At 58.3% G+C, this 17252-nt stretch carries 19 protein-coding genes; 9 read left to right on the forward strand and 10 right to left on the reverse strand.

Features of this window, described 5'->3' with window-relative positions; translation table 11 throughout:
- Positions 1–60: 60 nt before the first annotated feature.
- Genes I2G40_RS03560 through I2G40_RS03570 form a run of 3 tightly spaced genes read right to left on the reverse strand, consistent with a single transcriptional unit; the run spans position 61 to position 1939 of the window.
- Positions 61–444: an ABC-2 family transporter permease gene (locus tag I2G40_RS03560; protein WP_195544195.1), complete on the reverse strand. Its 384-nt coding sequence runs from the start codon at positions 442–444 to the stop codon at positions 61–63.
- Positions 444–1214 (reverse strand): ABC-2 family transporter permease, encoded by a 771-nt coding sequence (locus tag I2G40_RS03565; RefSeq protein WP_195544196.1) that lies wholly within the window; start codon positions 1212–1214, stop codon positions 444–446. The genes I2G40_RS03560 and I2G40_RS03565 overlap by 1 nt, the downstream gene beginning before the upstream one ends.
- Entirely contained in the window at positions 1211–1939 is a 729-nt protein-coding gene (locus I2G40_RS03570; RefSeq protein WP_195544197.1) for a lantibiotic protection ABC transporter ATP-binding protein, read from the reverse strand. Before I2G40_RS03570 ends, I2G40_RS03565 begins: the two co-directional genes overlap by 4 nt.
- A gap of 195 nt (positions 1940–2134) precedes the next feature.
- Here I2G40_RS03570 and I2G40_RS03575 point away from each other — a divergent pair, with 195 nt between their 5' ends.
- A complete protein-coding gene (locus I2G40_RS03575; RefSeq protein ID WP_229090636.1) occupies positions 2135–2236 on the forward strand; it encodes a TetR/AcrR family transcriptional regulator in 102 nt (33 codons plus the stop codon).
- 436 nt (positions 2237–2672) lie between these two features.
- Here I2G40_RS03575 and I2G40_RS03580 read toward each other — a convergent pair whose 3' ends face one another.
- Positions 2673–3140 carry a MerR family transcriptional regulator gene (locus tag I2G40_RS03580; RefSeq protein WP_195544198.1) on the reverse strand — a complete coding sequence of 156 codons (468 nt, stop codon included), beginning with the start codon at positions 3138–3140 and terminating at the stop codon, positions 2673–2675.
- A gap of 105 nt (positions 3141–3245) precedes the next feature.
- On the opposite strand from I2G40_RS03580, the gene I2G40_RS03585 reads away from it, so the two are divergent.
- Genes I2G40_RS03585 through I2G40_RS03605 form a run of 5 tightly spaced genes read left to right on the forward strand, consistent with a single transcriptional unit; the run spans position 3246 to position 6154 of the window.
- Entirely contained in the window at positions 3246–3995 is a 750-nt protein-coding gene (locus tag I2G40_RS03585) for a dihydrofolate reductase family protein (RefSeq protein ID WP_229090637.1), read from the forward strand.
- Between the two features lie 22 nt (positions 3996–4017).
- Complete coding sequence (locus tag I2G40_RS03590) at positions 4018–4449, forward strand: cupin domain-containing protein (RefSeq protein WP_195544199.1); 432 nt, start codon at positions 4018–4020, stop codon at positions 4447–4449.
- A gap of 13 nt (positions 4450–4462) precedes the next feature.
- Entirely contained in the window at positions 4463–4789 is a 327-nt protein-coding gene (locus tag I2G40_RS03595; RefSeq protein ID WP_195544200.1) for a carboxymuconolactone decarboxylase family protein, read from the forward strand.
- A 4-nt stretch (positions 4790–4793) separates the two neighbouring features.
- A complete protein-coding gene (locus I2G40_RS03600; RefSeq protein ID WP_195544201.1) occupies positions 4794–5663 on the forward strand; it encodes an aldo/keto reductase in 870 nt (289 codons plus the stop codon).
- 14 nt (positions 5664–5677) lie between these two features.
- Positions 5678–6154 carry a flavodoxin gene (locus tag I2G40_RS03605; RefSeq protein ID WP_229090638.1) on the forward strand — a complete coding sequence of 159 codons (477 nt, stop codon included), beginning with the start codon at positions 5678–5680 and terminating at the stop codon, positions 6152–6154.
- 246 nt (positions 6155–6400) lie between these two features.
- Here I2G40_RS03605 and I2G40_RS03610 read toward each other — a convergent pair whose 3' ends face one another.
- On the reverse strand, positions 6401–6754 hold the full coding sequence (locus I2G40_RS03610) for a cupin domain-containing protein (protein WP_195544203.1): 354 nt from the start codon (positions 6752–6754) through the stop codon (positions 6401–6403).
- A 151-nt stretch (positions 6755–6905) separates the two neighbouring features.
- Between I2G40_RS03610 and I2G40_RS03615 the strand changes: the two genes are divergently transcribed.
- Together I2G40_RS03615 and I2G40_RS03620 are read left to right on the forward strand one after the other, a co-directional pair.
- A complete protein-coding gene (locus tag I2G40_RS03615) occupies positions 6906–7232 on the forward strand; it encodes a winged helix-turn-helix transcriptional regulator (protein WP_195544204.1) in 327 nt (108 codons plus the stop codon).
- A 196-nt stretch (positions 7233–7428) separates the two neighbouring features.
- Positions 7429–7608 (forward strand): hypothetical protein, encoded by a 180-nt coding sequence (locus I2G40_RS03620; protein WP_195544205.1) that lies wholly within the window; start codon positions 7429–7431, stop codon positions 7606–7608.
- Between the two features lie 242 nt (positions 7609–7850).
- Here I2G40_RS03620 and I2G40_RS03625 read toward each other — a convergent pair whose 3' ends face one another.
- Complete coding sequence (locus I2G40_RS03625; protein WP_195544206.1) at positions 7851–8771, reverse strand: hypothetical protein; 921 nt, start codon at positions 8769–8771, stop codon at positions 7851–7853.
- 321 nt (positions 8772–9092) lie between these two features.
- On the opposite strand from I2G40_RS03625, the gene I2G40_RS03630 reads away from it, so the two are divergent.
- Positions 9093–9623, forward strand: coding sequence for a flavodoxin family protein (locus I2G40_RS03630; RefSeq protein ID WP_195503676.1), 531 nt, complete (start codon positions 9093–9095; stop codon positions 9621–9623).
- Positions 9624–9730: 107 nt separating this feature from the next.
- On the opposite strand, the gene I2G40_RS03635 is transcribed toward I2G40_RS03630, so the two are convergent.
- The 4 genes from I2G40_RS03635 to I2G40_RS09750 all read right to left on the reverse strand — a co-directional run bounded on the left by I2G40_RS03635 (position 9731) and on the right by I2G40_RS09750 (position 16897).
- Positions 9731–10825: a P-loop NTPase family protein gene (locus tag I2G40_RS03635; RefSeq protein ID WP_195544207.1), complete on the reverse strand. Its 1095-nt coding sequence runs from the start codon at positions 10823–10825 to the stop codon at positions 9731–9733.
- A 248-nt stretch (positions 10826–11073) separates the two neighbouring features.
- Entirely contained in the window at positions 11074–13314 is a 2241-nt protein-coding gene (locus I2G40_RS03640; protein WP_195544208.1) for a DNA gyrase subunit A, read from the reverse strand.
- Between the two features lie 45 nt (positions 13315–13359).
- Positions 13360–15357, reverse strand: coding sequence for a DNA gyrase/topoisomerase IV subunit B (locus I2G40_RS03645; RefSeq protein ID WP_138374938.1), 1998 nt, complete (start codon positions 15355–15357; stop codon positions 13360–13362).
- Between the two features lie 157 nt (positions 15358–15514).
- On the reverse strand, positions 15515–16897 hold the full coding sequence (locus I2G40_RS09750; RefSeq protein WP_040358713.1) for an ATP-binding protein: 1383 nt from the start codon (positions 16895–16897) through the stop codon (positions 15515–15517).
- Positions 16898–17252 lie beyond the last annotated feature (355 nt).

Raw genomic sequence — 17252 nt, forward strand, 5'->3', positions numbered from 1 at the left:
GCCTGGGGTCCCTCATATACGGCCCTCCCGTCTCCTGCGCCCCTCCCGGAACTGTCCACATCAGTGTAGCCAATCCACGGCCAGCGCGCCCGCGCCGAGCGCCGCAAGGGCGAGCAGCTTCGCCGCGACGGCGCGCCCGCGCGAGGGGACCGCCGTGAGGTTGGCGAGGCGCCCGGCAGCGCGCTCCTCGTCCACGGCGAGCCCGCAGACGATGGCGGACATGAGCGGCATGAGGGCGCCGAGGAACTGGACGTAGGCGTCCGCGCCCAGCGCCGGGTCCCATCGGACTATGGAGAAGTACTCGCCGCAGGCAAGACCGGCTGCCAGGCCGCAGACGAGGTGCACCACCGCGAGCGGGGAGCGCGCCAGGCGCAGGGCCTCGGAGAGCAGGGCTCGCGGGAGAGTCATACGCGGCGTCGGGTCGGAGAGTCGTGTCACGGCCATCACCTCTCCTCGGAGCGCGCGAACCAGGCCGCGCCCGCCGCCGTGAGCGCGGCGAACGCGAGCGCGCAGACCGCAAGGCCCGCCAGTGTGAGCATGCCGTCCGCCGCGAGCGCCCCGCCGAGCGCCATGTCCGCCGCGAGTGGCTCGCCGCTCGGCAGCACGGGGATGAAGCTCGTGGGGATGACCATGCTCGCCGACGGCGGAAAGAGCTGCGGCAGCGGCATCAGCGACCAGGCGAACCCACCCACGAGCTGCGTGGCGAGCGGGCAAAAGATGCCCGCGAGCATGCCGAGCCGCGCCGTGAGGAAGAGCCCTGCGGGGATCATCCACGCCGCGGTCACCGTGTTGGCGAGCGCGCAGAGGAGCATCGTGAACGTGCCCGCGGCCGTGAGGCCCTGCGAGGAGAACGCCGATCCCGCGAGGTAGATGCCGAAGACCACGAGGTTCGAGAGCGTGCAAAGCGCGAGGCACCAGAGCGCCTTGGCCCACCAGGCGCGCCTAAGCGGGAAGCCCAGGCCCAGAAGCCCCCGCATCCGCGTGCGCGCGTCCGCCCGCGCGACGCAAGCCACTACGAGCGAGAGAGCCACGGGCAGGAAGAGCGCGTACCAGTAGTTCCACGCGCTGAAGATCTGCACGCCCCGGTAGGGCATCGCGCCGAGCAGTGGCATCGGCAGCGCCATGAGCACGGCCAGGCGAACCGGTGCCGCGTGGCGCGACTTCAGGGCCTCGGCGCGCAGGCCCGCGAGCAGGCCGCCTTTCTCGCCCGTCATGCCGCCACCTCCCCGCGTGCTCGTCGCCCTTCCCGGCAGAAGCTCATGAAGAGTTCCTCGAGGTCCTGCCCGGGCCGAAGCGCATCCTCGTAGGCGAGGCGCCCCCCGCAGATGATGCCGATGGTGTCCGCCATCTGCTGCACCTCGGAGAGGATGTGGCTCGAGACGATCACCGTCGTGCCCGCCGCCGCGAAGCCGCGGATCTGGTCGCGCAGCTCCTCGATGCCGATGGGGTCGAGGCCGTTGGTGGGCTCGTCGAGCACGAGCAGGCGTGGCCGGGCGATCAGCGCCAGCGCGAGCCCCAGGCGCTGCCGCATGCCCATCGAGAAGCGCCCGGCGCGCTTCTTCCCGGTGTCCGCGAGGTCCACGGCGGCGAGCACCTCATCTACGCGGCTCTCGGGAAGGCCCAGCAGCGTGGTGCGCACGCGCAGGTTCTCGCGCGCGGTGAGGTTGGGGTAGAGCGGCGCCTCCTCGATGAGGCTGCCGATTGCGTAGAGGTCCTCGCGGCGCCAGGCGTGCCCGGCAAAGAGGATCTCCCCGGCCGTCGGCCGCAGCATTCCGCAGATCATCTTGAGCGTTGTCGACTTGCCGGCGCCGTTGGGGCCGAGCAGCCCGTACACCTCGCCCTCGCGGATATGAAGGCTCACGTCGGCCACGGCATCCTGCGCCTGGTCGCCGCGGCCGAAGCGCTTGGTGAGCCCGCGCGTCTCGAGCATGTAACCCATGGGTTCGTCCTTTCTCTTCCGGGTGCGCGGGCCGAGTCGCCGTGCCCGCGCGCCTTACCTTTCGGGTTCACCATCCATGGTGGGGCGCGTTTCTAACGAAGCCGTAACGGCCGTTGGGCTCTTTTGGCGCCAGCCCTTCTCGACCCGTACGCCACTCATGGTATGTTTATCGCGATAACAAGGACGGAGGTGCCCGTGGCACGCAATAAGTACCCGGAGGAGACGGTCGAGAAGATTCTCGACGTTGCCGATCGGCTCCTCGTGGAGCGCGGCTACGAGCACACCACGATGATCTGAAGAGCAATACGCTAAATCGAAAAAGGCAAACCCTGGAGACGCGATTTTCGCCAGAACGAGCAAGAATATCGAAGATGTCTGCACACCATTGGCGTAGGAAGGGGAACAACCGGCTGCAATCAGCGGACACTCTTGCGCGTATGCGACCGATAGCATTATCCCGAGATACCTAGCATATTTAATCAGGGCTGCCAGTGACAGCGTGAGGGTAATTAAGCGGTGGCGGTTCTGCCCGCTGCCGTCCCGTGCTGATTCTGGCTTGCGAGGCGATTCTGCTATTCTGCGAGTTGAAAAGGTTCCATCCCGGCGACAAGAGCTCCCCTGCTCTTCCGCGAACAGCGGATAGCCGGGGTGGTCGTTTGTTGGTAGTACTTTTTTGAACGGTAAAGTTACCGTGATTATCAAGCGGTTGACTGCCGTTGCCTAAGCAGTCTTGTTATATCGTTGCCGCAGTCCCCGGCGCAGTGCGCAGATCCTGCCTAATCTTCCGAAAGCGTTCCGGGACTTCGGCAAGCTCCATCTTCTGCGGGGCATCGACCGTACCCGCTTCCTTCGCCGTTTCGTAATACCAGCACTTGTAATCCACCATCTCCATGGTGTGCTGCAATTCCGCCATCTGCTGTTTCAGAACTTCTTGTTGGCGCCGGAACATGGCAAGGCGCAAATCGATGGTGCCGTCTCCTTGCAGCGCCATCTCGATGTACTGCCGGATGTCCTTGATGGACATCCCGGCTTTCTTCATGCAGCCGATCACCTGCAGCCATTCGATATCCGATTCCCGGAACATGCGAATGCCACCGGAGGAGCGCTCCACGAAGGGCAGCAGCCCCTCCTTGTCGTAGTAGCGCAAGGTGGACGCCGCAACCCCCAGCAGCTTCGCCATCTCTCCCACCGTATAGACCATCTGAAAACCCCTCCGAATTATTCCAGAATCCCCTTGACTTAAAGTTAACTTCAAGTTCTAGGATGCACATGAAGTTCAAAGGAAGCATGCTTCCAAACAGAATGTTTGTCAATCATAAGGAGGGGAATCGAACGTGAACAGGCCGTATGTTTTCTGCCACATGATGTGCGCTTTGGACGGAAAGATCATGGGCGGTTACATGGGAACGCCGCAGGGCAGAGCGGCGGGCGATGCGTCTATGACATCGCCTTCGGGAAAGAGCCCTTTTACCATCACCAGGGCTGGCTGTCCGGCAGGGTGACGACGGACGATAACTTCACCTTCTACAGGAAGCCGGACCTGGACGAAGATGCGCCGGCCGTTCCGGCAGGTGATTTCATCGCGCAACCGGACTTCGGAATGTTCTATGTCTCCGTGGACCCCCATGGCAAGCTGGGGTGGAAAAGCAGCGCCCTGCGCTATGTGGACACCACCGCCCATGTCGTCGAGGTGCTGACAGAGCAGGTCGGCAACGCCTACAGGGCATTTTTGAGAAAGCTGGGAATCTCGTACATCATCGCGGGAGAAACGGAGCTGGATCACGGCCTGGCCCTTTCCAAGCTGAAAGAAAAATTCAGCATCGAGACCCTGATGCTGGGCGGTGGCGGCGTGCTGAACTGGTCGTTCCTGCAAGCGGGGATGTGCGATGAGATCAGCATCGTGTTGGCGGCGGCGGCAGACGGGAGCCCGGATACGCCGCCGGTTTTCCGAGCCGCAGAAGGCATTTCGGAGAGCAAGGCCCTTGGCTTCACGCTGAAAGAGGCGAAGGCCATGGACGGCGGGGCGGTCTGGCTGCGCTATGGCGTGAATCGATAATCCTAAGCAGGAGGTTTCAATTATGAGGTATGAACGAAAAGAGCAGTTCGAGAAGGTCAACGCATTCGGCACGGGAACGGCGAACAACGCCTATCCCCAGTATTTCACCGGCGATTCGTTCCTGAATCCGCTGACCGATCCGGAAGGCGGCCTGTTCGCCGCCAACGTGACCTTCGAGCCGGGATGCCGCAACAACTGGCATATCCACCACGCGGACAAAGGGGGCGGTCAGCTCCTGCTCTGCACGGCTGGCGAGGGCTGGTACCAGGAGGAAGGCAAGGCCGCCGTCAGCCTGCACGAGGGCAGCGTCGTGATGATCCCCGCCAACGTCAAGCACTGGCACGGAGCGAAGAAGGACAGCTGGTTCAGCCATATCGCAGTGGAGGTTCCCGGCGAGAATTGCGAGAACGAGTGGTGCGAGCCGGTATCCCACGAAGAGTACGCAAGGCTGTAGGGAGGAACGAAACATGGCAGTCAAGCAGACGGCAGGCAGAGATGCCCTGGGCGAATTCGCCCCGAAATTCGCGGAACTGAACGATGACGTGCTCTTCGGAGAGGTCTGGAGCCGAGAGGGGCAGCTCAGCCTCCGCGACCGCTCCCTCGTGACCGTCGTCGCGCTGATGGCTCAGGGGCTTACCGATGAGAGCTTCCGCTATCACCTGACGGAGGCAAAGAAGAACGGTATTACAAAAGAAGAAATCGCGGAGGTCGTGACCCATGCAGCCTTCTACTGCGGCTGGCCCAAGGCGTGGGCGGTTTTCCGCATGGCAAAGGATGTCTGGGGCGAGGAGTAGAACGATGATCTTGAATGAAACCTACCCGTTGGCAAACGGAGTCCAGGTTCCCAAGCTGGGACTGGGCACCTGGTTCATCGACGATGCCGAGGCGGCGGAAGCCGTTCGCGAGGCGGTAAAGCTGGGCTATCGCCTGATCGACACCGCGCAGGCCTACGGAAACGAACGCGGCGTCGGCGAGGGCGTGCGCACCTGCGGCGTTCGCCGGGAAGAACTTTTCGTCGCCAGCAAGATCGCGGCAGAGCTGAAGACCTACGAGGATGCGGCGAAGTCCATCGATGAGACGCTGGAGAGGATGGGGCTCGGCTACCTCGACCAGATGATCATCCACTCTCCCCAGCCGTGGAGCGAGTTCCGTGTGGAGAAGCGCTATTTCGAGGAGAACAAGGAGGTCTGGCGTGCGTTGGAGGATGCGCGGGCGGCGGGCAAGGTCAAGGTAATCGGCGTGTCCAACTTCCTGCAAGATGACCTTGAGAACCTCCTGAGCTCTTGCCGCGTGATGCCCATGGTCAATCAGATCCTCCTGCACATCACCAACACCGATTCGGCATTGGTGGACTTCTGCAAGGCGCAGGGCATTCAAGTGGAGGCATACTCTCCCATCGCCCACGGCGAGGCCCTGAAGAATCCGGCGATCGTTAAGATGGCAGAGAAGTACGGCGTATCTGCCGCCCAGCTCTGCATCCGCTATGTCCTTCAGCTTGGAGCCGTCGCGCTTCCCAAGACGGCAGATCCCGCCCACATGGAAAGCAACGCGGACGTGGATTTCGCGATCTCCGAGGAAGACATGGAAACTCTCAAGAACATGGAGCGCATCGCCAACTATGGTGAATTCAGCGCATTTCCCGTGTTCAGCGGAAAGCCTCTTGCATGAGGAGAATGCGTGAAATGAAAACCTTGATTCTGTACTACTCCTACGGAGGCAATACGAAGCGCATCGCCGAGATGATCCAGAGAGAAATCGGCGGGGATATTGCTCGTATGGATACGGTTGTTCCCTACGATGGCGATTATGATGAAGTCGTCAATCAGGGGCAGCGTGAGATTGCCGAGGGTTATTGCCCGGAACTGAAGCCGCTGCACATTGGCTGGAGAGATTACGACACCATCATCCTGAGTTCTCCTGTCTGGTGGTACACCTTTGCGCCCGCCATGCGCAGTTTCCTGGAGCGGGCTGACCTGACCGGGAAGATCGTGTATCCGTTTGCCACCAATGGCGGCTGGCTGGGACACGCGCTGAAGGACTTTGGGGAAGCCTGCAAAGGCGCAATCGTGAAGCCGGGCCTCGATGTGCAGTTCGATGAATCCATGCTCCGTACTTCTGAGAAAGATATTCAGGCATGGATTAATACAATCCGCAGATAATCGATCTGCAGCTTTCGGCATCCGCCACAGAGCTGGCAAGGGTTTGGGGCAAAACGAAAGCTCAACGCCCTGAGTTTGAAGTGATTATATTGTAACTGTCTTGGCTTTTATTTCCGGAACCGACAAAGCGTGCCTCCGCCTCTTTTGCGTGAAGCCGGCCGGGATGTGGGGTAGTTTTGCGTCAGCAGATTTGCGCAAGGGGCCAACGGACGGGGCTTCATTGGCCCCTTGCGCATCGATTGCGAATTAGAACATGATAGCGTCGTCGGCCGTGAAGGCATTAAGGGACCCCTGCTTGACCTGGATGCAGACGTATGTGATACCCGAGTTGGACGCGGCGCGGAACTGGCGGTGTGCGGCGGGGGAAATGCGCAGCCAGTCGCCGGCTGCAAGCTCGATTTCCTCATCGTCGATCGTGACCGAGCCCGCGCCTTCGAGCACGTCATAGATCTCCTCGTTTTCCTTGTGTGCATGGACGAACGGAACGCCAGCGCCGGCGGGAAGATTGTTGACACTCACCTCTGCCCCGGTAAGCCTGAGCACTTCGTGCAGCTCGACACGGCTCTCATTACCGATGTGGGTCTTTGCATAATTAGCCATAATGGTTCCTCTCTTGGGGTTGATTTACCTTGCAGGCATCTCCTGCGTGAGATATATTCAACGCGAAAGCGCATGCAAATACGAGTACGCACATATTTGTAACTGCGTACTATTTTATGAAACCGGTATGGTCAAGGAGGTTGGGTCTCCCATGATGGCGAAAGAGGAGCTTCCGGAGTGTCCGGTCGCAACGGCGGTTGCGCTCATTGGCGGCAAGTGGAAGCTGCTCATTATCCGTAACTTGCGCGTACGCCCTTGGCGTTTCAACGAGTTGCGCCGCAACCTTGGGGGGATCTCTCAGAAGGTGCTTACCGACAGCCTGCGGCAGATGGAGGATGATGGACTGGTCTTTCGCCATGACTATGGCGAGAATCCTCCCCGCGTTGAGTATGGCCTTACCGAGCTCGGCCGCCAGATGATGCCCATCATGGACTCGCTCGCAGACTTCGGCGCCTATTACAAGACGGTCGTTTCGTAGCGGACACGCTGCTTAGGGGGGCGGAGAGCCGCTACGAGTACGATAGCGATTCTCCTGCGGCTGCCGTCGATTCCGTAGTTATAGAGCGGAAGGAGACTGCAATGGGGTCGTCCGCCCCACAAGAAGGCCCTCCCTTCCCGGTATGGCGCCGACATGCGCACGCTGGCTCAAACTGCTCGATGCGCGAAGTGTTGTTATGGCTTCACTCAGCCTGCGGCGCGCCCAATCATCCGCGCACCACATTCTGCCCATGTGCATGGGCGGCTGCCCCCACCGCCATATGGTCTCCGGCGTGCGCCGTTGCCCCTGGTTCAAAGACGATCCCGATGCCTACGTCCTCGCCAAAACTCGCGCCGCCCGCAAGAGCCGCCAATAAAACCTCCGGCCCTGCTTGGCCCTGGGAATAAAAGTCAAACTTGCCCGATCCATGCCTCGCGCAAGGGCCGTTCTACTTCCCAAACCTGATCTGCCTGTCGCACAGCTCGAGGGCGACAAGGGAAGCCTGGGCCACCTCCTTGATATCCTCTGCGAACTACTGGAGTGCGGCACGGTCGGATGACTGGACTGTTTTCGTTGGACCTTGGTTGTTTGCCTGTGTGAATGGCGTATTTGTTTTAGCTAGCGGCTGCGACGCCTTGTTGCGGAAATGCCAACTGCTGCAACTGCGCCACCGGCAACACTCAGGGCGACAGCCATCGCGCCGTTGTCGCCCGTCGCGGGTAGGGTGGTCCCGGCTGGTTTAACCGCCGCTACTGCCTTGGTGGAAACGGGATTTGCCGCGGGCTTTTCTGCTTTGGGCTGCGGTGTGGGCTCGGGTTTGGTTTCCGGTTCGGGTTTGACCTCTGGGCTCGGCTTAACACTTGGATCGGGTTTGGAACCGCTCGTATCGGTTACAATCAAGTGCACGTCGCTGTCGAAGACGTAGCGGATGTAGTAATCGTGCCGCGTCTCGTGCACAATCCCCTGCCCGCTGTCGAAGTCGCGGTCAACGTGTGTGCCAAGTTGGGTTGAGCTGATGAGGTTCAGCCTGTAAGGGATTTGGTCGTCGGCGTAGCCGCCTGTAAAGACTGCGGTTGCTCTAACGTGATTGTCGATCATGGTCAGGGCAATAGAGACGCTGGCCTCTTTGGGGTTCTCGGTTTTTATAAGGCTTTCGGTATCGGTGTCGATCTTGAAGAGAAGGACGGTGTCGTTAAGCCCGTAGATGAAGTCCTCGGGTTTGTCGGGGAAATCGTATGCAAACGCCTCATTCTGGACCAACATGAAGGCAGGAGGGAGCTCCAGGTCATAGTTATGGTCGACAACGGTGGTAGCTGTGAGGCTGCCTTCTACGTTGGCTTCGTCGCAGGTAATGGGTGCTGCGACATCGGTTTCGGGCATTTCTGTCGCCAGTGCTGCGCAGGGTAGCAAAAGCAGTCCTGCCACAAGAATGCTTACTCCGAAGGCGGCGATTCTGGCGTCTGCATGACGCTTGACGTCGCGGATAGACAGGCCAGTCCGTTTGTTATGGGTCTGCGGTGCAACATGCTGTCCATACATAAGACGCTCCTTGTTCGTAGGCCGGTTTCCGCGGATCTATATTGCGCCTGGCCGATGCGGCTAGGCTCTTTCACGCGAACGCTTATGCGAGCAGGGAGAAAGCTCAAGCTAATTTTCTCACAGTCGATACTTTGCGAGCAACGATTTGCTGTTCAATTTTCGGAGAGAGAGTCAAGACAGTCGAGGAGTTATCAGGCGGTGAGATTATGTCTAGAGAACACTGACGAGAGATGTGGCCTGCAGACGACTGAATAGCTCCATCCGTTTTGGTTACAACGAAATGTATGCCGCGCGCCTGCGGCATGAAGAAGGGAGATTCTTATGAATATCGTTGTATTGAGCGGTAGCCCGCGCAAGGGCGCCAATACCGACACCATGGTCGAGGCGTTTGCCGAGACCGCGCGCGAGGCCGGCCATACGGTCGAGGTCATCCGCGTTGCCGGCAAGAAGATTGCTGGTTGCCTGGGGTGTCAGTACTGCTTTGCCCATGAGGGTGCCTGCGTGCAGAAGGACGACATGGCCGGTGTGCTCGAGACACTGAAAGGCGCCGATATGGTTGTCTTCGCTTCGCCTATCTACTGGTTTGATATCACTGCGCAGGAGAAGGCCGCCATCGACCGCCTGTATGCCTTCGGTGCTACGGGCTTCCCGTTCACCAAGACGGCCCTTTTGCTCGATAGCCATAGCGAGGGCGTCTATGATGCGGCGATCGCTATGTACAAGTCAACCTGTGCGTACTGCAAGTGGGAGGACCAGGGCATTGTCACCATCAGCGGTATGACCGAGCGTGACAGCATGGTCTCCTCGCCCAAGTTGGAAGAGGTGCGAGAGCTCGCTCGCAAACTCGCCTAAGGACAAGAAGAACGCATGGCAATCAGCGTTGGCGGAAAGCCTACTTCCCTTACCAAGAGGATTACTGATTGCCATGCGTTGATGTCCTTATGGACAATCTCCGCGTGCTAGGAGACTTTCTCGCTCAGGAACTCCCTGAATGCGGGGATGTCAAAGCCAACGAGACCACGCCCACGTTCCCCGATGACGCCGTCCTCGAGAAGGCGGCGTTTGTATTGGCTTGCGTAGTTGCTAGCGACGCCCATGCGTTTGGCTATCTCCGAGACCCTGCTGGGGCCAGAATCGGGCAGCATCGCGAGTAAAAACTCAATGTCTTTATCGGAAAGCTCTCGATAGGTCGTTTCGAGAATGCGATCACGCAGCTCCATGCGTGCGAGTAGGGAACCCTGCTGGACATCGGATGCACTGATTTGGGGCGAGTTCTCCGAAACATCCCAAGTGCGATATCCGACGAGCTGCATCATGTAGGGGAATCCGTCGACGGCCTTCACAGCATTCTCGAGCGCTTCTGGTGTGATTGAACGTCCTCCGGCCTCAACGGTTTTGCGAAACGCGTTTGCAATTTCAACGTCAGTGATTCGTCCTAACTGATGATATTGGGAACGCCTGAGGAACGAGACGGAATCGTTACGCAGCAACGCCGATACTTTGTAGGGCAGTCCTGCCATGAGTAGGGCAACTTTTTTACCTTCGCGTACAAAGTGCTGGTAAACAGAGGCAAATTGAAGCATTTCTTCGAGATCGACGGTGACTTCATCGATGGTAATGAGAAGTCCGATGTCATGTTTTTCGAGTTGCTTAAAGATGCCATTCATGCGTGTGCGCCAGTTGCCCTGGACCTCTTGAGCATATGTCCAATCGATGCCCACTGGACCAATTTGAACGCCGTTTATGCGCGCATGAGGCTGTGAGAGGTAGCTATCTGCGGCTTCTTTGGTTCGCTCGATAATATCTTCGAGCATGTCTGGCATGGCGGAGACATTTGCTGCGATCCAACCGTGTTCAAGCGCCGTTTCTGAAAGGAGCGAGAGAAGCGCCGTCTTGCCCGTTCCCCTTGCGCCCGTAAAAATAGTCGACAGGTTTGGATCTCCCGGGCCGTTGATAAAACCACGGTTGATGTCACGCAGAATATGCTCGCGACCCGCTAGAAAGGGAGGGATACTTCCGAACGTCGGGGTAAAGGGGTTCTTGCTGTACTCCATGGTGTCTCCTTTGCAAGTTTTGCTAATTTTTGCAAGTTTTGCTAATTTTTGCAAGTTTTGCTAACGACCGACCAAAGGGCATCGAAGCAGTGACGCTGACATTTTTTAACGCAGAAAAATAAGCAGAAATCAATTAATCTGCGTTAAGAAATAGTTGAGAAGAAAAACGACGAGTCCCGGGCGCAATGTCGTTGCGCTCCGGGCCTCGTCGCTTTGCGAAGTATCTAACGGTCTCGTTGCCGTGGTACCTAGTCAAACAAACTCGGCATGTCGTTTTCCTTCATGAGGGCACCGGCGGAGGGCAGGCTCTGCGCGGTGAACTTCTCGGCCGAGACGCCGGCGCCAAGGATCTCTTCGGTCGTGCCGACGGTGGTGACCAAGCGACCCTTCTTGGCTGTAAAGGCCTGGACGCCCTGCGTGTTGGTGGTCGTCTTGGTCTTGAGCAGCGACGTGTTGAAGTTCATCAAACGATAGTCGCTCGAGACCAGCGCGATGTCGCGATCTGTGTTGAGCACCTGGGCATACAGCAGCTTGCTGCCACCGTAGATGGCGTTCTTGAGGCGTTTGCGGTTGGTCTTGGTGACGTATCCAGAAAGCGCGACGCGCACCACGCGGCCGTTCTCAAAGACAAACAGCACGTCGGCCTTGTAGTCCTCGGGGTCGATGACCCAGATGACACTCTCGTCGGGTTCCATCTCAAGATCGGTCGGCAGGTACGAGCCCAGCTGGGCCGACTTGGTATCCTCAAACGTCGCGACCTTGCACTTGTATACCTGACTCTTGTTGGTAAAGACCAGCAGCTCGTGGGTGTTGGAGGACGGGAACTCGATAAAGGGCTTATCGCCGTCCTTGTACTTGAGCGTGGTCGCCTTCTTGAGCACGCGGTCCGTCATCTTCTTAAGGTAGCCATCGCGCGAGAGCATGATGGTCACCGGGTACTCCTCGACCTCGGGCTCCAGGCTTACCTCGACGACCTCATGGGGCTCGATCCTGCCCGTGCGGCGCGGCATCACATATTTCTTGTTGACTGCTGCCAGCTCATCGCTGATGACCTTCTTGATGTTGTCTTCGCTCGAGAGAATCTCCTCAAGCTCGGCAATCTCACCCTCGAGCTTGGCGATGTCCTTGGTGCGGTTGAGGATGTACTCCTCGTTGATGTTGCGGAGCTTAAGTTCGGCAACAAACTCGGCCTGGGTCTCGTCGATGTCGAAACCCTTCATAAGGTTGGGCACGACTTCGGCTTCGAGCTTGGTGCCGCGGATGATGGCGATGGCCTTGTCGATGTCGAGCAAGATCGCCTCGAGGCCGTGCAGCAGGTGCAGGCGCTCGGACTTTTTGCCCAGGTCATAGTTAATGCGGCGACGTGTGGACTCAATACGCCACTTGACCCACTCGTGCAGGATCTGGCGCACGCCCATAACACGGGGATAGCCATCGACGAGCACGTTGAAGTTGCACGAGAACGAATCCTGTAGCGTGGTCGAGCGATAGAGCTTGGCCATGAGCTTGTCGGGGTCGACGCCGCGCTTAAGGTCGATGGCGATGCGCAGACCCGAAAGGTCTGTCTCGTCGCGGATGTCGGCGATCTCCTTGACCTTGCCTTCCTTGGAGAGCTTGACGATGCGTTCGATGATGACATCGATCTTGGTGGTGTAGGGGATCTCGTAGACCTCGATGATGCGCTCTTCGGGAATCCAACGCCAGCGGGAGCGGATCTGGAAGCTGCCCAGGCCGGTCTCAATAATCTTCTCCATTTCCTCGCGGCGGTAGATGATCTCGCCGCCGGTCGAGAAGTCGGGCATGGGCATGTACTCGAGCAGGTCGCAGTCGGGATCCTGCAGGTAGTGCATCGTGGCGGTGCAGACCTCGTTGAGGTTGAAGCCGCAGATGTCGGACGCCATGGCGACGCCGATGCCCTTGTTGGCCGAGACAAGGATGTTGGGGAACGTGGTGGGCAGCAGGCGCGGCTCCTTCATGGCACCGTCGTAGCTGTCGACGAAGTCGACCGGGTCCTTGTCGATGTCCTTGAAGATCTCGGCGCTGATGGGGGAGAGCTTGGCCTCGGTATAACGCGAGGCGGCGTAGCTCAGGTCGCCCGAATAGTACTTGCCAAAGTTGCCCTTCGACTCTACGAAGGGGGCAAGAAGCGCCTCGTTGCCGGTGGCCAGACGCACCATCGTCTCGTAGATCGCGGCGTCGCCGTGCGGGTTGAGCTTCATGGTCTGGCCCACGATGTTGGCGCTCTTCTGGCGCTCGCCCTTGAGCAGACCCATCTTGTACATGGTGTAGAGCAGCTTGCGGTGCGAGGGCTTAAAGCCGTCGATCTCGGGGAACGCACGCGAGACGTTGACGCTCATGGCGTAGGGCATGTAGTTGACCTCGAGCGTCTGCGTGATCGGCTGGTCGGTGACCTCGGAGTGCAGGCCGATGACGTTCTCGGCGTTGACCTGCTTTTTCTTTGGCTGGTTCTTCGTCTTCTTCTTTGCCACGATATCCTCTTGAACTTCTTATGGGCCGTCGTTATCGATTTGCTGTTACTGCAGGTCCAGCTGGTCCAGGTATTCCTTGCCGTGCTCGGAGATATGGCGCTTGCGGCCTGCCTCGTCGTTGCCCAGCAACAGATTGAACATGGTCTCCATCTTGGTGACGTCCTCGGGCTCCACCTTGATCAGGCGACGCGTCTCGGGGTTCATGGTGGTGAGCCACATCATGTCCGGGTCGTTCTCACCAAGACCCTTGGAGCGGTTGATGGAGCACTTTTGGTCGCCAATCTCCTTGAGGATGCCGTTCTTCTCGAGCTCGGTGTAGGCAAAGTAGGTCTTCTCTTTGCAGTTGATCTCGTAGAGCGGCGATTCGGCGATATACACGTAACCCTCGTCGATAAGCGTGGGCACCAGGCGGTAGAGCATGGTGAGCACGAGCGTACGGATGTGATAACCGTCGACGTCGGCGTCCGTACAGATGATGACCTTGTTCCAGTTGAGGTTGTCCAGGTCAAAGGCACCAAGGTTTTTGATGCGCTTGTCCTTGATCTCCACGCCGCAGCCCAGCACGCGCATGAGGTCCATGATGATGTCGGACTTAAAGATGCGCGGATAGTCTTCCTTCAGGCAGTTGAGGATCTTACCGCGGACGGGCATAACGCCTTGGAACTCGGCATCGCGCGAGGTGCGAATGGCGCCTGCTGCCGAGTCGCCCTCTACGATGTAGATCTCGCGGCGGCTCTTGTCCTTGGAGCGGCAGTCGATGAACTTCTGCACGCGGTTGGCCATGTCGGTCTTCTGCTGTAGGTTGGTCTTGATGCTCTGACGCGTCTTCTCGGCGTTCTCGCGCGAACGCTTGTTGATGAGCACCTGCTCCATGATCTTGTTGGCAGCGTCTTTGTTCTCGATTAGGTAGGTTGAGAGCCGCTCCTTAAAGAAGGCCGTCATAGCCTGCTGGATAAAGCGGTTGTTGATGGCCTTCTTAGTCTGGTTTTCATAGGACGTCTGGGTGGAGAAGCAGTTGGTCACCAGCACCAGACAGTCCTGGACGTCCTGCCACTTAATGCCGCTCTCGTTTTTGTTGTACTTGCCCTGTTGCTTAATGTAAGCATCGATGGCACTGGTCAGAGCGCTGCGGGCGGCCTTCTCGGGCGAGCCGCCATTCTCGAGCCACGATGAGTTGTGGTAGTACTCCTGCATCATGATGGTGCGCGAGAAGCACATGCACGCGGTGATCTTTACATTGTAGTCGGGCAGGTCCTCGCGATCGCGACCGCGACGGTCGGCCTCGATAAAGAAGGGCTCGGTGAGGTAGTCGGTACCGACCTTCTCGAGCACGTAGTCTTCGATGCCCTTGGGATAGCAAAAGTCCTCTTCGGAAAACTCGCCATCGTCGCCCTCAATGCGCAGGCGGAAGGTCACGTTGGCGTTGACCACGGCCTGGCGGCGCATGGTCTCGCGATACCAATCGTGGGGGATGCTGATGGAGGTAAAGACCTCAAGATCGGGGCGCCATTTGATGGTGGTGCCGGTACGGTCCTCGTCGCTGGGCTCAATCTCGAGTGCCTTCTTTTTGGCGCCAACGACCTTGCCCTTTTTAAAGTGCAGGGAGTACTTGTTGCCGTCGCGCCAAACCGTGACGTCCATGTATTCGGAGGCGTACTGGGTCGCGCACGAGCCCAGGCCGTTGGTACCGAGCGAGAAGTCGTAGTCGCCGCCCTGGTTGTTGTTGTATTTGCCACCTGCGTAGAGCTCGCAAAAGACGAGCTCCCAGTTAAAGCGCTTCTCGGAGGGGTTCCAGTCGAGCGGGCAGCCGCGGCCGTTGTCCTCTACCTGAATGGAACCATCGCGAAAGGCGGTAAGGGTGATGAGCTTGCCGTAGCCCTGGCGCGCCTCGTCAACGGCGTTGGACAGGATCTCGAAGGCGGCATGCGCGCAGCCGTCGAGTCCGTCCGAGCCAAAGATGACGGCGGGGCGCAGGCGTACGCGCTCCTCGTCCTTGAGCTGGCGGATACTGTCATTACCATAGTTTGCGGTGTTTTTTGCCATACTCGCTCTCTCGGTGCTCCTTTGCTGCGTTTAAGTCATATAGATAGTCAAGGTAGCATAGCCCAGCCCACAGACGATTCCAACCAACACGAAATCCATCGAACAACCGTTCGATTAGATAATGAATGCTTGGAATGCGGGAGGGACCTGTCCTGTCCTATCCAAACATCTGCGGCAGGTCGATGAAGACGGTTCGATCGCTTTCGCCAGCTTCGAAGCCCGAACGGGAGAAGAATCCATAGCGATGGCACTTGAGTCCCGTTGCCTCGACTTGGGCGATTTCCTCGTCGACCATTTTTTGCGTGATGGGGGATTTGCGGAACTTTGCTTCGTAGAATGCGTAGCCCTCGGGGTCTTGCGTTACCACATCGAATTCGCCGCTCGTTTTGTTTGCGGGGTCGTCGTACCAGTACTTGCCTATGGCGTCGAAAGCCGGTTCGATCTTGCCGGTCCTGTTCTGCCGCACGAGGTATTGACGGCAGATCTCCTCGAACATATGAGGAACGTAGTTTTCCTCGAAGTCTTGGAAGACGTGACGATCATAGAAGACTTCCGGGTCGAGCAGCTGACGCGCTGAGGCATTGCGGAAAACATAGCGATAGTAAAAGAGCGAAAGCGGATCCACTACAAAGTAGCCAGACTTGCGCTTGTTCGTAGGGTCGTTGATGGGTGCACGCTTTTGGACGATTTCGAGTGACATGAGCTTGTCGAGCACGTCTGCCATGGCCGGACCGCTCGAGACGTGCGACTGTGCCAGCACGTCCCCCCAACGGGAGTAGCCTTGTGCGAGAGCCCCGAAAACTTCGTTGGCGTTGGTCATCTTCGAGATCTCGGCGTTGAGATAGGACGGCACCTCGCTTTCTAAGCGGGCGCCAGGTTCCGTGACGAGCTCGATGATGTTGTCGCGTACGCTTTGGGATTGATCGATGAGGCGATTGTAAAAGGGGATACCGCCAAAAACGCTATAGAGCCGCACCTTGTCCTCGGGCGAGAACGCGGGATAGAACTTCGCAGCGTCAAAGTAATCCATGGGCTTAAGCTCAAGCGCGAGATCAATTCGCCCGTAGAGGGGGCTTTCATGCTCGATGAGGGATTTCATAATCTCAACGTAGGAGCCGCACAGGACAATGTTTAAACGTGAGTCTTCCCTGTGGGCGTCGATTGAGGTCTGAAGAATGCTGTCTAAGCCTTTAACCGCATCTCTCAAGTAGGGGTATTCGTCGAGAACGAGGGTAATGTTCTTGTCTTTAGCTTGGGCAAACAGAAATTCGATGAGCTCGCGGATGCCTGTGAAGGCGAGCGGAGGAAAGCTCAGCGCTTCAGCAACAAGGACGGACAGACTCTCGAGGTTGTCTGCCTCGGAGGTTTGGCGGCACTCGTAATAGACCGTTGCGACGTCCGACAAATCGGTTAGCGCCTGCTTGATGAGCTCACTTTTTCCGACGCGACGCCTGCCGTAAATGAGAACATTGCGCTGCTCGGGTGCTTTGAGCGTTTTCTTAATACGGGCGAGCTCACGCTCCCTGCCAATAAATTCCACTTACTCGGTTCCTTCCGACTCGGTTTTGTCCGAGTTAATTGTATCGCATGGATCAGTTTATGCTCGAGTTTACTCGGACAAAACCGAGTCGGTTCTGCCCGAGTAAATTTGAAGGCGGCCGAATGCGTCTTGCTGCGTTTGCGGTTGGATACGTTGTCGAAAACGTGTCGTGCGGATTGTTGGATCGAATCGAACATTGGGACAGACGTCTCGTTTTATGGGCCGGGGGCGTGCATGTGCGAGTTCTTTTGGCCCATAAGGAACGCTGGTGGGTCGTTATTTGGGCCACGGGTCACTTCGCCGGCGCCGTGTTTCGTCATACGCTCATAGTGGAAGCCGATGCCACGGGGTCGAC

The sequence above is a fragment of the Collinsella aerofaciens genome, from assembly GCF_015558785.1.
In the GTDB taxonomy this organism is placed as follows: domain Bacteria; phylum Actinomycetota; class Coriobacteriia; order Coriobacteriales; family Coriobacteriaceae; genus Collinsella; species Collinsella aerofaciens_P.